14 protein-coding genes and 2 tRNA genes are annotated in these 16,548 nt (G+C 66.8%); 6 read left to right on the top strand and 10 right to left on the bottom strand.

What is annotated here, in order from left to right; translation table 11 throughout:
- From SSKA14_RS09730 to SSKA14_RS09755, 6 genes are read left to right on the top strand one after another with little or no spacing between them, the layout of a single operon-like run.
- The gene (locus tag SSKA14_RS09730) at positions 1-603 is read left to right on the top strand and encodes a GNAT family protein (protein WP_008267931.1); all 603 of its coding nucleotides are present in this window, start codon (positions 1-3) and stop codon (positions 601-603) included.
- Entirely contained in the window at positions 600-1,553 is a 954-nt protein-coding gene (gene argC, locus SSKA14_RS09735; protein ID WP_008265048.1) for an N-acetyl-gamma-glutamyl-phosphate reductase, read from the top strand. Before SSKA14_RS09730 ends, argC begins: the two co-directional genes overlap by 4 nt.
- A gap of 20 nt (positions 1,554-1,573) precedes the next feature.
- Positions 1,574-2,869: an argininosuccinate lyase gene (gene argH, locus SSKA14_RS09740; RefSeq protein ID WP_008264692.1), complete on the top strand. Its 1,296-nt coding sequence runs from the start codon at positions 1,574-1,576 to the stop codon at positions 2,867-2,869.
- A complete protein-coding gene (locus tag SSKA14_RS09745; RefSeq protein WP_008265684.1) occupies positions 2,869-3,132 on the top strand; it encodes a YciI family protein in 264 nt (87 codons plus the stop codon). The genes argH and SSKA14_RS09745 overlap by 1 nt, the downstream gene beginning before the upstream one ends.
- Positions 3,133-3,143: 11 nt before the next feature.
- Positions 3,144-4,301: a glutamate 5-kinase gene (gene proB / locus SSKA14_RS09750; protein WP_008265873.1), complete on the top strand. Its 1,158-nt coding sequence runs from the start codon at positions 3,144-3,146 to the stop codon at positions 4,299-4,301.
- Positions 4,298-5,569: a glutamate-5-semialdehyde dehydrogenase gene (locus tag SSKA14_RS09755; RefSeq protein ID WP_008266831.1), complete on the top strand. Its 1,272-nt coding sequence runs from the start codon at positions 4,298-4,300 to the stop codon at positions 5,567-5,569. Before proB ends, SSKA14_RS09755 begins: the two co-directional genes overlap by 4 nt.
- A gap of 172 nt (positions 5,570-5,741) precedes the next feature.
- Here the strand turns inward: SSKA14_RS09755 and pgaD are convergent, their stop codons facing one another.
- The 10 genes from pgaD to SSKA14_RS09805 form a co-directional block, all read right to left on the bottom strand.
- Positions 5,742-6,212 (bottom strand): poly-beta-1,6-N-acetyl-D-glucosamine biosynthesis protein PgaD, encoded by a 471-nt coding sequence (pgaD, locus tag SSKA14_RS09760; RefSeq protein WP_008266968.1) that lies wholly within the window; start codon positions 6,210-6,212, stop codon positions 5,742-5,744.
- Positions 6,209-7,465: a poly-beta-1,6-N-acetyl-D-glucosamine synthase gene (gene pgaC / locus SSKA14_RS09765; RefSeq protein WP_008264916.1), complete on the bottom strand. Its 1,257-nt coding sequence runs from the start codon at positions 7,463-7,465 to the stop codon at positions 6,209-6,211. Before pgaC ends, pgaD begins: the two co-directional genes overlap by 4 nt.
- Position 7,466: 1 nt before the next feature.
- The gene (pgaB, locus tag SSKA14_RS09770) at positions 7,467-9,353 is read right to left on the bottom strand and encodes a poly-beta-1,6-N-acetyl-D-glucosamine N-deacetylase PgaB (RefSeq protein ID WP_008268171.1); all 1,887 of its coding nucleotides are present in this window, start codon (positions 9,351-9,353) and stop codon (positions 7,467-7,469) included.
- A 1-nt stretch (position 9,354) separates the two neighbouring features.
- On the bottom strand, positions 9,355-11,382 hold the full coding sequence (gene pgaA, locus SSKA14_RS09775) for a poly-beta-1,6 N-acetyl-D-glucosamine export porin PgaA (RefSeq protein WP_008266448.1): 2,028 nt from the start codon (positions 11,380-11,382) through the stop codon (positions 9,355-9,357).
- Positions 11,383-11,729: 347 nt separating this feature from the next.
- Positions 11,730-12,935: an MFS transporter gene (locus SSKA14_RS09780; RefSeq protein ID WP_008268590.1), complete on the bottom strand. Its 1,206-nt coding sequence runs from the start codon at positions 12,933-12,935 to the stop codon at positions 11,730-11,732.
- A 221-nt stretch (positions 12,936-13,156) separates the two neighbouring features.
- Positions 13,157-13,233 (bottom strand) — tRNA-Pro (locus SSKA14_RS09785).
- A gap of 140 nt (positions 13,234-13,373) precedes the next feature.
- Positions 13,374-13,450: transfer RNA gene (locus tag SSKA14_RS09790), tRNA-Pro, on the bottom strand.
- A 55-nt stretch (positions 13,451-13,505) separates the two neighbouring features.
- Positions 13,506-13,622 carry a cytochrome bd-I oxidase subunit CydX gene (gene cydX / locus SSKA14_RS09795; RefSeq protein WP_008268311.1) on the bottom strand — a complete coding sequence of 39 codons (117 nt, stop codon included), beginning with the start codon at positions 13,620-13,622 and terminating at the stop codon, positions 13,506-13,508.
- A gap of 54 nt (positions 13,623-13,676) precedes the next feature.
- A complete protein-coding gene (cydB, locus tag SSKA14_RS09800) occupies positions 13,677-14,828 on the bottom strand; it encodes a cytochrome d ubiquinol oxidase subunit II (protein ID WP_006457007.1) in 1,152 nt (383 codons plus the stop codon).
- 15 nt (positions 14,829-14,843) lie between these two features.
- Positions 14,844-16,433, bottom strand: a complete 1,590-nt coding sequence (locus SSKA14_RS09805) for a cytochrome ubiquinol oxidase subunit I (protein WP_006457005.1) — start codon at positions 16,431-16,433, stop codon at positions 14,844-14,846.
- Between the last annotated feature and the right edge of the window lie 115 nt (positions 16,434-16,548).

Raw genomic sequence — 16,548 nt, forward strand, 5'->3', positions numbered from 1 at the left:
ATGAGCAACCCGGACGCCTGGAACACCGTTCCCACACTGCGCGGGCAGCACGTACTGCTGCAGCCGCTGCAGCTTGAGCACGTCCCCGGCTTGCGTGCCGCGCTGGAAGGCAGCGGCCTCGACCAGCTCTGGTATACCCAGGTGCCGTCGCCGGGGCGGACCGAGGCCTATGTGCAGGCCGCGCTGCAGGCGCAGGCCGAAGGCAAAGGGCTGCCGTTCGTGATCCGCGATGCCGCCGGTGACATCATCGGCAGCACCCGTTTCTACGACATGGACGCCAGCGTGCCCAGGCTCAGTCTCGGCTACACCTGGTACACGCCGCGCGCACAGCGCACCGGTGCCAATACCGAAGCCAAGCTGTTGCTGCTGCAGCACGCCTTCGAAGTGCTGGGCTGCATCAGCGTGGTGCTGGAAACCAGCTGGTTCAACGCCACCTCGCGCACCGCCATCGCCCGCCTCGGCGCCAAGCAGGATGGCGTGCTGCGCAACCACAAGCGGCATGCCGATGGCACGCCGCGCGATACCGTCATCTTCTCCATCATCGACGCGGAATGGCAGGGCGTGAAGCGCCACCTGCAGTACCGCCTGGACCGTCACGCATGAACGATTCGACTTTCACCCTGGGCATCGTCGGTGCCCGCGGCCATACCGGCGCCGAGCTGATCAAGCTGGTGGCCGCACACCCGCGCCTGAAACTGGCCTTCGTGTCCTCGCGCGAGCGCGCCGGGCAGCGCCTGTCGGACCATCACCCGGAGTTCCAGGGCGATCTGCAGTACGAGAGCCTGGATGCCGACGCGGTGGCCGCCAAGGGCGTGGACGCGGTGATCCTGGCCCTGCCCAATGGCCTGGCCGCACCGTTCGTGGCTGCGCTGGAAGCGGCGAAGCCGGAGACCGTCATCGTCGATCTATCGGCCGATTACCGCTTCGACAACGGCTGGTACTACGGTCTGCCGGAACTGACCCGCAACCGCTACAACGGCCAGAAACACATCAGCAACCCGGGTTGCTATGCCACCGCGATGCAGCTGGCGGTGCATCCGCTGCTGGACCTGCTGGCCGGCCCGCCGCAGTGCTTCGGTGTCTCCGGTTACTCCGGTGCCGGTACCACGCCGTCGGACAAGAACAACGTCGAGCTGCTGGCCGACAACCTGATGCCGTATGCGCTGACCAACCACGTGCACGAGCGCGAGGTGTCGGTGCAGCTGGGCGTGGCCGTCGAGTTCATGCCGCACGTCGCGCCGCATTTCCGTGGCATCACGCTCACCGCCAACCTGTGGCTGAACCGCGTGCAGACCCGCGAGCAGATCGTCGAGCGCTTCCAGCAGGCCTATGCAGGCGAGCCGCTGATCGAGGTGGTGGATGAAGCGCCGTGGGTCAGCCGCATCGCCGGTCGTCACGGTGCCCAGGTCGGTGGCTTCACCCTGGCCCCGGGCGGCAAGCGGGTCGTCGTGGTCGCGACCCTGGACAACCTGCTGAAGGGCGCGGCCACCCAGGCCATGCAGAACCTCAACCTTGCGCTGGGCATCGACGAACTGACGTCGATCCCGCACTGAACACGCATTCCGGAGCCCCCATGGCAGACCTTCTTTGGCAGAAGCCAGGCGTTGCTGTCGACGCCCAGATCCAGACCTTCCTCGCCGGCGACGACGTGATCCTCGACCGCGAGTTCTTCCTGCACGACATCGCCGCCAGCGCCGCGCATGCGCAGGGCCTGCAGCACATCGGCATCCTCAGCGCCGACGAGCTGGCCGGCCTGCTGCGCGAGCTGGAGGTGCTGGCGCAGGACTTCCGCGACGGCCGTTTCGTGCTGGACACGCAGTATGAAGACGGTCACTCGGCAATCGAAGCACGGCTGACCGAACGCCTTGGCGACGCCGGCCGCAAGATCCACACCGGCCGCAGCCGCAATGACCAGATCCTGGTCGCCACCCGGCTGTGGCTGAAGGAGAAGCTGCAGCGCGTGGCCCAGCTCAGCGCCGAAGTGGCCAAGGTCGCGCTGGACCGTGCCCAGGCCGAGAAGGATCTGCCGATCCCCGGCTACACCCACATCCAGCGTGCCGTGGTGTCCTCGGCCGGCATGTGGTGGGCCGGCTGGGCCGAGGCCTTCATCGACAACGCCATCCGCGCCCGCGACACGCATGCGCTGGTGGATGCCAATCCGCTTGGCACCGCTGCCGGCTACGGCGTGAACCTGCCGCTGGACCGTGAACACACCACCGCCGCGCTCGGCTTTGCGCGCATGCAGATCTCGCCGATCTACGCGCAGCTGTCGCGCGGCAAGTTCGAACTGGCCGCACTGGAAGCACTCGGCGGCGCGACGTTGGACCTGCGCCGCATCGCCTGGGACCTGTCGCTGTTCACCAGCGCCGAATTCGGCTTCGTCGCATTGCCGGCGCAGTACACCACCGGCAGTTCGATCATGCCCAACAAGCGCAATCCGGACGTGATCGAGCTGATGCGCGCGACCCACGCCAGCGTCGCCGCGGCACGCACCGAGATCGAGCAGCTGCTGTCGCTGCCGTCGGGCTATCACCGCGACCTGCAGTCGTCCAAGGGCGCCATCTTCCATGGCTTCGGCCGCGGCCTGTCCGCGCTGGAACTGCTGCCGGCGTTGCTGGCCAACCTGGAATGGCGCGACGACAAGGTTCGCGCGGCGATCGATTCGGGCATGTACGCCACCGATGTGGCGGTGGAAGCGGCGGTGGCCGGCGTGCCGTTCCGCGAAGCCTACAAGGCCGCGGCGGCAGGCGCCGACAGTGCAGGGCAGGGCCGTACGCCGGAAGGCAGCCTGGCCGCACGCGTGTCACCGGGCTCGGCCGCTGACCTGCGCCTGGATGAGCTGCGCGCGCGCTGGCAGGCGCTGGCCTGATGGCGGGCACTGTCTACCTGGTGCTGGCCATGCGCCGGGCCGACTTCAACGCCGCCGCCGTGCAGCCGCACCGTGACTTCCTCGATGCGCTGCAGGCGCAGGGCAAGCTGCAGCTGACCGGGGGCTTCGCCGATGGCAGCGGCGGCGCCTATGTGCTGTGCAATGTCGAGAGCCTGGCGCAGGCGCAGGCCATCGTCGCCACCGATCCGCTGGTGACGATGCACGCTTCCGACCTGACCGTGCACGAATGGATTACCCGCTGAGGCCCTGACCGATGACCCTGCACGCCGCCGCCGTTGCCTCGCCGTTCCCGGAACAGGCCTTGCCGCCCTGGCGGCGCGCGGTGCTGAAAGTCGGCAGCAGCCTGCTGGCCGCCGATGGCGGCGGCCTGTCGCCGCGCCACGCGCTGGGTCTGGCCCAGTTCGTTTCGGCCAACGTGCTGGCCGGGCGCGAGCTGGTGATCGTGTCGTCCGGCGCGGTGGCCGCGGGGCGCGCGATCCTGCCACGTGCCGATGAGCCCGGCGCCGCAATGGCGGCGCGGCAGGCCTTGGCCGCGCTTGGCCAGGCCCAGCTGATCGGCCTCTGGCAGCGCTTCTTCGAACGCCCGGTGGCGCAGGTGCTGCTGACCCACGACGACCTGCGCAACCGCCGTCGCTACCTCAACGCACGTGCCACGCTCAGCGAACTGCTGCGGCTGGGTGCGCTGCCGGTGGTCAACGAGAACGACACCGTGTCGGTGGACGAACTCAAGCTCGGGGACAACGACAACCTGGCCGCCACGGTCGCCGCGCTGGTCGATGCCGATGCACTGTTCATCGCCACCGACATCGATGGCCTGTACAGCGCCGACCCGCGCACGGCCGCCGACGCACGGCCACTGCACGACGTGCCCGAACTGGATGAGGCCGTGCTGGCCATGGCCGGTGGCGCCGGTTCGCGTGCCGGCACCGGTGGCATGCGCACCAAGCTGGAGGCAGCGGCGAAAGCCGGGCGGCTCGGCATCGAGACCTACCTGTTCAATGGCCGCAGCGGTGACGTGGTGCGTGCACTGGCGCAGGATCGCCTGTATGGCACCCGCATCCACGCCGCGCGCAGCCGCGAGGCGGCCCGCAAGCACTGGTTGAGGCATGCGCCGCTGGCCGAGGGCGCGATCATCATTGATGCCGGTGCGGCACAGGCGATGCGCGAGAAGGGCGCTTCGCTGCTGCCCGGCGGCATCACCGATGCAGAGGGCGCGTTCCGCCGCGGCGACATGGTGCAGGTGTGCTGGAACGCCCCGCAGGGCCGCGTCTGCGTTGCCCGCGGCGTCAGCCAGTACGCGGCCGACGATGTGCGCAGGATCGCCGGCCGCCATTCGCGCGACATCCAGGCCCTGCTTGGCTACAACTACGGCGGCAGCGTTGTCCATCGCGACGACCTGGTGCTGCCATGACCGGATTGAAGGACACCCCGATGAGCGGAATCGAAACGCAGGCGCGCGCCTGCCGTGACGCGGCCTTGGTTGTTGCCGGCCTTGGCAGTGAGGCGCGACGCGCCCTGCTGCTGGCGATGGCCCAGGCACTGGAAGTGAATGCCGGGCTGATCCTGGCCGGTAACGCGCGCGACCTCGCCGCTGCGCGCGAGAAGGGCGTGGGCACTGCCATGCTCGATCGCCTGGCATTGGACCCGCCGCGCCTGTTCGCGATGGCCGAAGCCGTGCGCGAAGTGGCCGGGCTGTCGGACCCGGTCGGCCAGGTGACCCGTGACGACGTGCGCCCGAACGGCATCCGCGTGCAGAAGGTGCGGGTGCCGCTGGGCGTGATCGCGATGATCTACGAGGCACGCCCGAACGTGACCGCCGAAGCCGCCGCCCTGTGCCTGAAGGCCGGTAATGGCGTGATCCTGCGCGGCGGTTCCGAGGCGATCCATTCCAACACCGCCATCGCCCACGCGCTGGCGGGTGCCTTGCAGGCCAACGGCGTACCGGCGGCGGCGGTGACCGTGCTGACCGACCTGCGCCGCGAAGCGATGCTGGAACTGCTGCAGCTGCATGAGCTGATCGACCTGGCGATTCCGCGTGGCGGCGAAGGCCTGATCCGTTTCGTTGCCGAGCATGCGCGGGTGCCGGTGATCAAGCACTACAAGGGCGTGTGCCATCTGTTCGTGGACGCCAGTGCCGACCTGGACAAGGCCATCGATCTGCTGGTGGATGGCAAGTGCAGCCGCCCGGCCGCCTGCAATTCACTGGAGACGCTGCTGGTGCATGGCGACGTGGCCGCTGCATTCCTGCCGCGCGTGGCACAGGCGCTGGGCGAGCGCGGTGTGCAGCTGCGTGCGGACGAGCGTGCCCAGCCGCAGTTGCCGGGCAGCTGCGCCGCTACCGACGAGGATTACGCCGCCGAGTTCCTCGACCTGGTGCTGGCGGTACGCGTGGTCGACGATCTTGATGCGGCCATTGCCCACATCCGCCGCTATACCTCCGACCACACCGAAGTGATTGCCACCGAAGACAGCGGCAATGCCGAGCGCTTCGTCAACGCGCTGCGCTCGGCGGTGGTGATGGTCAATGCCTCCTCGCGCTTTTCCGACGGCGGCCAGCTCGGCCTGGGCAGCGAAATCGGCATTTCCACCACGCGCCTGCATGCCTATGGCCCGATGGGCCTGGAAGCGCTCACCGTCGAGCGTTTCGTCGTGCGCGGCGAAGGGCAGACGCGCAAGTAGATCCACGCCATGCGTGGACGCTCTTCGCGGTAGACCCCGGTGCCGACCAAGGTTGGCACCCACCAGACCCAAGTGCCGACCAAGGTTGGCACCCACCGGAGAGAACGCCGACCAAGGTCGGCATCCACCAAGGCAGGTGCCGCCCCAGGTCGGCATCTGACGGGCAGCGGGGCTACACCACCTCGCGGCGGATGCCGATCGGCCGTGCATGTTCATCCATGTGCAGCGTGGCGGCCTTGCATCCCATCAGGCGTTCCGCCAGGCCGGTGCTGGCGCCCAGATCGGCGGCGACCTCGTTGAGGCTGGCCAGCGGGCGTGGCAGGCGCCGGTCGTGGCCGCGGAAGCGCGCACGGTTGTACTCGGCCCAGCCGATCAGCAGCACGCTGGCGCACAGCAGCATCAGCGGCAACGCCACCAGCACGTACGGATCGAGCTGGTTCTGCCGCTCATACAGCTGCTGCCACGCCAGCTGGCCGCCAATCAGCCACGACAGCAGCGTCACCAGCGGCGCCCATAGATAGAAGTAGAAGCCCCAGAATGCCAGGGTGACGAAGCCCCAGGCCGTGCGTTGGAAGCGCGGCTGGCGGTGCGGCTTGCGGATCGTCCGCGAGTCGAAGCGGTTGGATGGGCGTTGTGCGTTCATCGGATTCCCCGGTCAGGGCTGGTCCAGGTGGCGCGCTTGCGGCGACGGCGCAGCAGCGTCTTCGGCAGCGCCACCAGGGTGGTGGAAAGGCTGATCAGCCAGTACGCCATCGGGTACCAGATGACCCAGAAATAGTTGCGTCCAATCTGTGTTTCGTAGCGCCGGTCGATGATCAGGCTGCTGGCGAACTGCAGCAGGCAGACCAGCGCCAGGATCACGCCATGCCATTCCGGCAACAGGCTGACGATGTGCAGCTGCGGTGGCAGCTCGATGAACTTTCCCAATGCCCACAGCAGCACGATGAACAGCATGGTGTAGGCCCACATCACGCTCAGCACATACTCCAGCAGCACCCCCCACATGCGCCGCTCCTTCCAGTTCAGCAGCGACCGCGCATGCCGCAGCATCACTTCCACGCCGCCCTGCGCCCAGCGCAGCCGCTGCCGCCACAGGCCCTTCAATGTTTCCGGCATCAGGATGAAGCACAGCGCGTTGGGCTCGTAGCGGATGTCCCAGTGCGCGCGTTGCAGGCGCCAGCTGATGTCGATGTCCTCGGTGACCATGTCATCCGACCACCAGCCCACCTGGTGAAGGGCGGTACGACGGAAACCGGCGATCACCCCGGAGATGGTGAAGATGCGCCCGTACACGCGCTGCGCGCGCTTGATCATGCCGATGATCGATGAGAATTCGGCCACCTGCAGGCGACCGAGCAGGGTCGAACGGTTGCGGATGCGGGGATTTCCGGTCACTGCACCGACCCGGCTGCCACTGACAAGGTGCCAGACCATCCAGTGCAACGCGTGCTCTTCCAGCATCGCATCGCCGTCGATGCACACCAGGTACTCCGAGCGCGCCGCCAGCGCTCCCATGCGCAGTGCGTTGGCCTTGCCCAGGTTGCGGTCCAGGTGCAGCACGCGCAGCCGTGGATGCCGGGCCGCCAGCGCATCCAGCCGTGCGCCGGTGTCGTCGCTGCTGCCGTCGTCGATGGCGATCACCTCATAGTCGGCCGGATAACGCTGTGCAAGCGCGGCGCCGAGCGTGTCGTCAAGGTTCTCCGATTCGTTGTGGCAGGGGATCAGCAGGGTCGCGAACGGAGGATCGACCATCAAGGGTGGATCGTTGCGCGCGCGTGAGTGGCGCTCGCGCCGGAAGTAGTAGTACAGCCCGCCGGACATCCAGAAGAACGCCATCACCATCGGGTAATAGAAGGCGAACTGGAACAGGATCAGCAGCATGGGATGCATGTCCATGTCACTTCTCCGGGTACGGGAAGTTGCCGGCGGACATCGCCGCACGGGCATCGTGGGTGGAGGGCTGGTCGGCGATGAAGTCGTCCGGGTACCAGGCGAAGTGGTGCACGCCCTGCGCCTGCAGCTGGCGGATCTGCGCACGCAGGCGCTCGGCGGGGATCGGCTGGCCGCTGTTCCAGTCGACGGTCTGCAGCTCGAACAGGGTGTGCTGCAGCTGGGGATCGTGGCTGCGTACGGCGGCCAGCAGCTGGTCCAGCCAGCGCTCCGGGTGCTTGCTGCCTTCCATCCACGGCATCGCCATCAGCGCGGTCTGGTCGTAGGCCTTGTTGAACAGGTCCAGGCGTTGCGCGAACCAGGCTTCGCTCTGCGGACGCAGTACGGGCTCGGCATACAGGTTGCGCACCGTTGCCAGCTTCGGTCGCCAGCGCTGGGCGCTGTCACGCAGGGCCAGGGTGAAGTCGATCAGCGCCTGGGTGCGCGCGCTGCCGCCGTCGCCGGAGGACAGCGCGGGAAGTTCGGTGTCGCGCAGGTAGCCGTCGTCGTGGAACAGCAGGCCTTCAAAGTACGAGTTGACTGCCAGGTCCTCGTAGATGTCGAGCATGATCTGGCGCGCTTTCGGATTGGTGAAATCCAACCGGTACATGCCATCGGCATCGCCGTTGTGGATTGCCAGTGCCTTGCGCTGCATCGGATCGGGCAGTTCGAAGCCGAGCACCGGCAGCCACGCGTAGACCTTCACCCCGGCGCGCGATTTCAGCTGCCACGCGACGCGGCTGAACAGGTCCGCGCGCATCGGCATGTGGCGGTTGGGGAAGTACAGCGCATCGGCGGTATTGTTGCCATCGGGGTCGGCGAACGCCTGCAGGTAGACGTGGGTCGGCGCGATGCGCTTGACCCGCTCGATCAGTGCATCGAGATTGCGGGCCTGCTGTGCGGGGTCGGGGTCATATACATCGTCCAGGTCGATCTGCAGCGCGCGGATGCCATCCAGCGCGACGTCGCGGCGCAGTTCGTAGGCCAGGCCCTCCACGGTCGGATTGTCACTGACCAGGAAGCGTGCCAGCCCGTGCAGGTCGCTGGCCACCGGCGTGCTGCGGCCTTCCAGATCGAATGAAACCGGCATGCCCAGCTGCTCGGCGATGTCGTTGCTCAGCTGGTTGTAGGCGGCATACGGCCAGACAATGGCCCGTGGGCGCACGCCCAGGTGCTGCTCGATGCGCTGCACGCTGCGCGAGAGGTCGACGCGCAGGCGTTGTTCGTACTGGGCTTCACTTTCGTAGCTGTGGGTGGCCGGGCTGTAGACGCGGGTCACCACCGCCGGCGTGGAGTTGCCCTGTGGATTGGCGAGCACGCCGTGATGCAGGTCATCGGTGTGGCTGGCCACTTCGATCAGGCCACTGTCATGCATCTGTTTCAGCTGTGCCCAGGTGACGAAGTCGTCATGCCCGAACGGGCGGTAGCCATAGTCGATGGTGCGTCCCGGCGCCATGTCCACGTAGTCGGTGATCACCGCCACCAGCGCCGGATAGCGGTAGGCCTGGAGCAGGGGGAAGGCCTTGTCATAGACACTGCGCAGGCCGTCGTCGAAGGTCAGCAGCACCGGCTTGGGCGGCAGCGTGGCGCGGCCCTGCGAGGCCTCGATCACCTGCGACAGCGAGACCGGGTGGTAGCCGTGCGCGCCCAGCCAGTCCAGGTGCGCGGCGAAGTTCTGCGTGCTCACCGCATAGGTATCGGCATCGCCCTTGGCGGCCACCTGGTCGCGGATGTCGTGGTAGCTGAGGATCAGCAGGCCGTTGTCGATCGCATCGAGATGCAGGGCCTGCTGGGCGAAGGCTGGCGGTGCAACGGCCAGCAACAGCAGCACGATCAGTCGCAGGATGCGGGCCATGTCAGTCTCCCCAGCGCAGTGCGGCTTCGAAGCCGATATGGCGCTCGCGACGGCCGTCGTAGACCGGTCGCGACCAGCGCACGCCGTACTCGAACACGCGCCCCGGACCCAGCTGCCATTCGTGCATGTACGACACCGACGGCACCAGCGCACTGCCGAAGCCATCCTGCCAGTAGTCGCCCAGCGAGACCGTCAGCCGGTGCCGGAAGTGGCGCTCGTAGTGCCGCCACAACTGCTGGTCGATGCGCAGGCCGATCTCGACCATGCGGTCGCGCTTCGGGTTGAAATAAGGCGCGTCGTCGCGGCTGCCGCGACTGGCATACGCGCTTGCCAGGCCGTCGATCAGCCAGCGCGGACGCGTCAGCAGCCGTTGTTCGAGGCCGGTACTGACCAGTTCGCGATGGTTGCCATCGTCGTAGCGGAAGCGGCTGGCGCCGAACGTCCAATGGGTGAGTTCGCTGCGCCGGTAGTCCACCTGCGCGCTTACGCTGTCGGCGGTGATGCCGGCCACGCGGGCCTGCATCGAGGCTTCCGGATCATTGCGCGCGGCGACCAGCCCGGCGTGCCAGTAATCATTGAACTGCCAGCCGACGCCTACGCGCAGGCCGGTGTCGCCGATGTGGTCATTGGCCCGCAGTACCGCGGCTTCCGCATCCAACCTGCCGAAGCGGTAGCGCACGCCAGCCCCCAGCCAGAGCGGGTCGATGCGCTGGTCCTGGAAGTCGATCGAGCGGCGGTCGGCGAAGGCGAACAACCGCCAGCGGTCATCCAGCATCGGCGATTCGACTTCAACGCCGTAATGGCGATCGTTGTTGCCCAGTGGCGACGTGCCGCCGCCGCCCGAGCTGCGGCCGATGTCGGTCCATGCCTTCAGCTGCCAGCCGCGATGCGCGCGCCACGCCTGGTCCATGCGCTCGACCGCGGGTTGGGTGGGATAGCGCGCGATCAGATCGTCGTGCAGCGGTCGTGCCAGGTCATCACGCTGCAGGGCGACGTAGGCTTCTTCCATGCCCAGGCGGGCTTCGATGTCACGCGGGTCCAGCGCATGTGCCATCTGCTGCCGCTGCAGTGCCCGGCGTGGCCAGCCGCGCATCATGTACACGCTGCCCAGCGCACTCTGCAGGCCACCGTTGCCGGGTGCGATGTCGACCATCGATTCCAGGTCGTGCTGTGCGGTGCGCAGATCGCCACTGTAGGCACGCACCATCGCCAGGTTCAGGTCGGCCTCGTAGCGCGACCAGTTCGGGTACGGTGATTTGCCATTGCTCCATCGCCATGCCGGTTCCTTGTCGCGCCAGGCCTGCAACAGGTCGATGGCCTTTTCCTGCTGTTCGCTTTCCAGGTAGGCATAGGCCAACTCCGAATGCGAGGCGTCGCGGGTCGGGTCGCCGGCCACCGCCGCCTGCAGCACCGGAATGGCTTCCTGCGGATGCAGGGTACCCATCAGCGAATCACCCACGGCGGGCAGCACGTAGTCGGGCAGGGTGTGGCCTTCGGCCTGCAGGGCCCGTGCTTCCTCGCGCACCTGCGCATGTCGGCCCAGACGGTTGAGCAGGATCAGCCGGTCCATGCGGATGCGCAGCGGCGCCTGCGCCGGCGGCGTGCCTTCGCCCCCGAGATAGCGCTGCATGCGGGCCAGGGTTGATTCGGCCTCTTCCAGGCGGCTGTCTTCGCTGCTGCTGTAAGCCAGGCTCCAGACCACCAGCTTGGCCAGGTAGTCCCCTTCCAGGCGCTGCTTCTGGGCAGCGTCGAACAGCTGTGGGCGCTGCTGGTAGAGCTCCCAGGCCCGCCACGCGTTGCCGATGTCGCCCAGGGTCAGTACCCGCAGCTTGAACAGCAGATCGTCGTTGGGCTGCTGCTGGCTGGCGCGTTCGATCGCACCCAGCGCATCCAGCCAGCGGGCCTGGTCGCGGTAGCGGCCGATCTCGGCCAGCGCCGCGTCGCGGTCAGGCGGGGCAGCGCTGCTGGCCCAGGCCAGCGCGGTGCAGGCAAGGCCGACGCAGAGCGCCAGCCGGCGGTGGACAACCATTGGGGACCCCCTTGGCTTCCGAACCAGACAACCTGTAAAAGTGTGACGCACATCACATGCCAGCTTTTGGCGTGGCCGTGGCCCGCGTCACTCCCTTCGTGCATGCCGCCCAGCAAGGACGGGTACAACCCGGACAGCGACCTGCAATGTCTTGTCTGAAACGAAAGTCCCCCGCACACCGAGTGGTGTTCCGGGCGGCGGCGCCGCCCCCATGCCCCATGCCCGATGCCGGCACGCGGCAAGGATGGGCATTCGTGGGCACTATCCGCCGGGAATTGTCAGTCCGGCGTCAAAATGCGCGTGAAGGCTGTGCACCTGTGGCCGGGGCCGGCAGGCGGCCCCCAGCATCACCAGAGGTCTTCCAGTTTGCGCGGCTTGCAGGCCACCCAGGACGCGCACAGCATCAGGGTGGCACAGCCGAACAGGAAGCTGAACGGGAGCGTCCAGCCCTCGCTGACGGTGTGCAGCCAACCGACCAGGAAGGGCCCCAGGCAGCTGAAGCTGTAGCCCACGCCCTGCATGAAGCCGGACAGCGCCGCCGAACCGGTCGGGGTGCGGGTGCGCAGATTGATCAGGGTCAGCGCCAGCGGGAAGGTGGATGGGCCGACGCCCAGCAGGCAGGCCCACAGCAGCGGTGCCTTCATCGGCGCCAGCAGCAGGCCGGTGAAGGCGATCACGAATGAGAAGAAGCCGATCAGCACCAGCGGGAACGGGTTCTGCAGGCGCACCGCCATCGACGGAATCACCAGCGAGGGCAGCAGGCCCAGGGCCGAGAACACCGCCACCATCACGCCACCGAAGGCGGGCGTGCCACCGGCCTCGACCACGATGCGCGGCAGCCAGGTGAACATCGAATAGGTCATCAGCGAGGTCATGCCGAACATCAGCGTCATGCTCCAGCCCAGCGAGGTGCGCCAGACCTTGCCGTGCGGCTGCGCGGTCGGATCGGTGGCATCGGCCTGCGGCTTCGGTGCGCGCGTGGCCAGCACCAGCCAGGGCAGCGCAGCGGCCAGCGCCAGCAGGGCCCACATGCCCAGCGACACGCGCCAGCCCGCGGCGTTGGCCACCGGCACTGCCAGCAGCGCCGGCAGCATCGTGCCCAGCTGCAGCACGCTGATGTAGAGCGTGCTCATGGTGCCGACCTTGTTGGCGAAGTAACGCTTCACCAGCGGTGGCACCACCACGTTGCCGATGCCCATGCCGGCCAGTGCCACCACCGAGCCGAACAACAGCGTGCCGACATTGCCGGCGCTGGAGCGCAGCAGCAGGCCGGCCATCGCCATCACCATCGCCAGCAGCGTGGTGCGCTCCAGGCCCAGGCGTCGCGCCAGGGCCGGCGTGGCCACGCCGAACAGGGCGAACGAGGCGGTCGGCAGCATGCCCAGCACGCCGGTCATGGTGGTGCCGAAGCCGAACTGCTGGCCGAGCACGTCCAGCAGCGGCGTGATCGAAGTGACGGCGGTGCGCAGGTTGATCGCGGCCAGCAGGATCGCGGCGAACGCGAGGACGCGACCGTGCAGCAGCGACGGCGAATCGGAAGGGGAGGAACTCATCGGTGGTCCTTGCAGGTGTCGCACGCCGGAGCAATGGCATGCAGCGCCGGCATCGGTCTACGCCGAAGCGGCAGGTGGGGGAGAGGGCTGCGGTCAGACCGGCAGCGCGGCCATTGTACGTGCGCGGCCCGGCAAGGTCCCATCATGCGGGTGGCCTGGCGCTGATACAAAAAAACCCGGAGGACAGTGATGTCTTCCAGGCTTCTTGGTGACCACCGAAGTGGTCGGGGAGACAGGATTCGAACCTGCGACCTCTACGTCCCGAACGTAGCGCTCTACCAGACTGAGCTACACCCCGAAGGGAGCCGCCTATTCTAGCGATTCACCCCGATGGCGGCAAGGGGTGAATGCTGTTTTCTTCACACTGCCGAAGCAGTGCCACTTCAGGGAACAAAAAAGCCTGGATGACTTCACCAGGCTTCAATGCGACCACAAGAGTGGTCGGGGAGACAGGATTCGAACCTGCGACCTCTACGTCCCGAACGTAGCGCTCTACCAGACTGAGCTACACCCCGAAGGAGCCGCCTAAGATACCGTGTGAAGGCCAAGGCGGCAAGGTTTTTTTACGGCTCAGTGACGATTTTCCTTCTCGATGCGGTTCTGCTCGCGGGCTTCGAACCACATGCCGTTGAGGATGGCCACCGTCGAGGCGAGGCCGGCACCGAGAATCCAGGCGAAATACCACATGATCAATCTCCTTTGTCCAGGGGATGTGCCGGCCGTGGGCCGGCACACCGGCCATCAGTAAGCGTTCGGGTTGTTGCCCATCTCTTCGCTGGTGGTCTTGCCCTTCAGCACGCGGTACACCCAGGTGGTGTAGGCGAGGATGATCGGCAGGAACACCGCCGTGGCCAGCAGCATGATCCACAGGGTCAGGTGGCTGGACGAGGCATCCCACACGGTGAGGCTGGAGGTAGGCTGGCTCGAGGACGGCAGCAGGAACGGGAAGATCGCAAAGCCGACGGTCAGGATGATGCCGGCGATGGCCGCACCCGAGGCGATGAAGGCCAGGCCGCCACGACGGGCACGCAGCAGTACCGCACTGGCCAGCAGTCCGGCCAGGCCGAGCAGCGGGGCCAGGATCGTGGCCGGCATCGCGCTGTAGTTGCGCATCCAGCCACCGGCGGCGCCGAGTTCGGCGGTCTTCAGCAGCGGGTTGGTGGCGCCATCGGTGACCACCTGCGAGGTGATCTGGTAACCCGGCAGGCCGAAGGCCACCCAGGCACCGCCGACCGCGAACAGCACGAAGGCGATGATCGCCGCAATGCTGCCGAAGCGGGCGGCACGTTCGGCGACCGGGCCGTCGGTCTTGATCACCAGCATGGCGGCACCGTGCGCGACCAGCATCGACACGCTGAGCAGGCCGGCCAGCAGCGCGAAGGGCATCAGCAGGCCGAAGAACGAACCGGTGTAGAAGATGCGCATGCTGTCATCGAAGTGGAACGGCACGCCCAGCACCACGTTGCCCACCGCCACGCCCATGATCAGCGCGGGGATGAAGCCGCCGATGAACAGCGCCCAGTCCCACGTGTTGCGCCAGCGTTCGCTGGGCATCTTGCTGCGGAACTTGAAACCGACCGGACGCAGGATCAGCGCGAACAGGATCACGAACATCGCCAGGTAGAACCCGGAGAAACTGACCGCGTACAGCGGCGGCCAGGCGGCGAAGATCGCACCGCCACCGAGCACCAGCCACACCTGGTTGCCTTCCCAGACCGGGCCGATGGTGTTGATCACCAGCCGGCGCTCGGCATCGTTGCGGGCGACGAAGGGCAGCAGCGTGCCCACGCCCAGGTCGAAACCATCCATCACGGCGAAGCCGATCAGCAGGATGCCGAGCAGCAGCCACCAGATCACGCGCAGCGTGGTGTAGTCCAGAAGAATGAAATCCATCTTGGTTCTCCTGCCTCAGGCCTGGCCGGCGGCCGGCGCCGAGGCATTGTGGGAAGCATGCGGCTGGGGCGACTGCAGCGACGGCAGCACCTCGTCCGGACCCTTGCGGATCGCCTTGAGCATCAGCTTGATCTCGACCACGATCAGTGCGGTGTAGATCGCGGTGAAGCCGGCCAGGGTCAGCACGATTTCGTGCAGGGCCAGGCCCGATGCCGCGTAGAAGGTCGGCAGCACGCCATCGACCGCCCACGGCTGGCGACCGTACTCGGCCACGAACCAGCCACACTCGATCGCGATCCACGGCGCCGGCAGCGTCCACAGGGCCACCTTCAGGAACCAGCGCTTGTCCTGGAAGTTGTTGCGGCACGAGTAGTAGAAGGCCAGCGCGAAGAAGGCGATCAGGTAGAAGCCGAGGCCGGCCATCACGCGGAAGGTCCAGAACAGCGGCATCACGCGCGGCACGGTGTCCATCGCGGCCTGCGAGATCTCCTGCGGGGTGGCGTTGAGGATGTCATCGCGGTAGCGCTTGAGCAGCAGGCCGTGGCCCAGGTCCTGCCAGTGGCGATCGAACATCTCGCGCGCTTCCACGTCGTTCTTGTTGGCGCGCAGGCGTTCCAGTGCGCCGTAGGCCAGCTGGCCGCCGCGCACGCGGTGCTCGGCACGCTCGACCAGTTCCAGAATGCCCGGAATCGGCTGGTTCAAAGAGCGGGTGGCGATCAGGCCCATCAGGTACGGGATCTTCACCGCGTAATCGTTCTGGTGGGTCTGCTGGTTCGGGATGCCGAAGGCGGTGAAGTCGGCCGGCGCACGCTCGGTTTCCCACATCGCTTCGATCGCGGCCAGCTTCATCTTCTGGTGTTCGCTGGCGGCGTAACCGCTCTCGTCACCCAGCACCACCACCGACAGCGAGGACAGCAGGCCGAACGCTGCGGCCACCGCGAACGAACGACGGGCCAGGTCCTTGTGCTTGTTGCGCAGCAGGAACAGGGCGCTGATCGCCATCACGAACACCGCACCGGTCACGTAACCGGCGCTGACGGTGTGCACGAACTTGGCCTGTGCCACCGGATTGAACACCACCGCCATGAAGTCGACGACTTCCATGCGCATGGTTTCCGGATTGAACACCGCGCCGGTCGGGTTCTGCATCCAGCCATTGGCGATCAGGATCCAGATCGCCGACAGGTTGGTACCCAGCGCCATCAGCCAGGTCACCATCAGGTGCTTGACCTTGCTCAGGCGGTTCCAGCCGAAGAAGAACAGGCCGACGAAGGTGGCTTCCAGGAAGAACGCCATCAGGCCTTCGATGGCCAGCGGCGCACCGAAGATGTCACCCACGTAGTGGCTGTAGTAGGACCAGTTCATGCCGAACTGGAACTCCATCACGATGCCGGTGGCGACGCCCATGGCAAAGTTGATGCCGAACAGGACGCCCCAGAACAGGGTCATCCTGCGCCAGATCTCCTTGCCGGTCATCACGTACACGCTCTCCATGATGGCCACCATGAAGGACAGGCCGAGAGTGAGCGGTACGAATAGGAAGTGGTACATCGCGGTCAGCGCGAATTGCAGCCGCGACAGTTCTACGACTGTCTGATCAATCATGGCCTGGCTACCTCGTTGGATAGTGCCGTTGCAGGTGGCGGGAAGGGTGGTCTACGACGTGAATGATGTGACCGACTACTTCAAACAGCCTTGATCCAGATCAATGTATGAACAG

The sequence above is a fragment of the Stenotrophomonas sp. SKA14 genome (assembly GCF_000158575.1).
In the GTDB taxonomy this organism is placed as follows: domain Bacteria; phylum Pseudomonadota; class Gammaproteobacteria; order Xanthomonadales; family Xanthomonadaceae; genus Stenotrophomonas; species Stenotrophomonas forensis.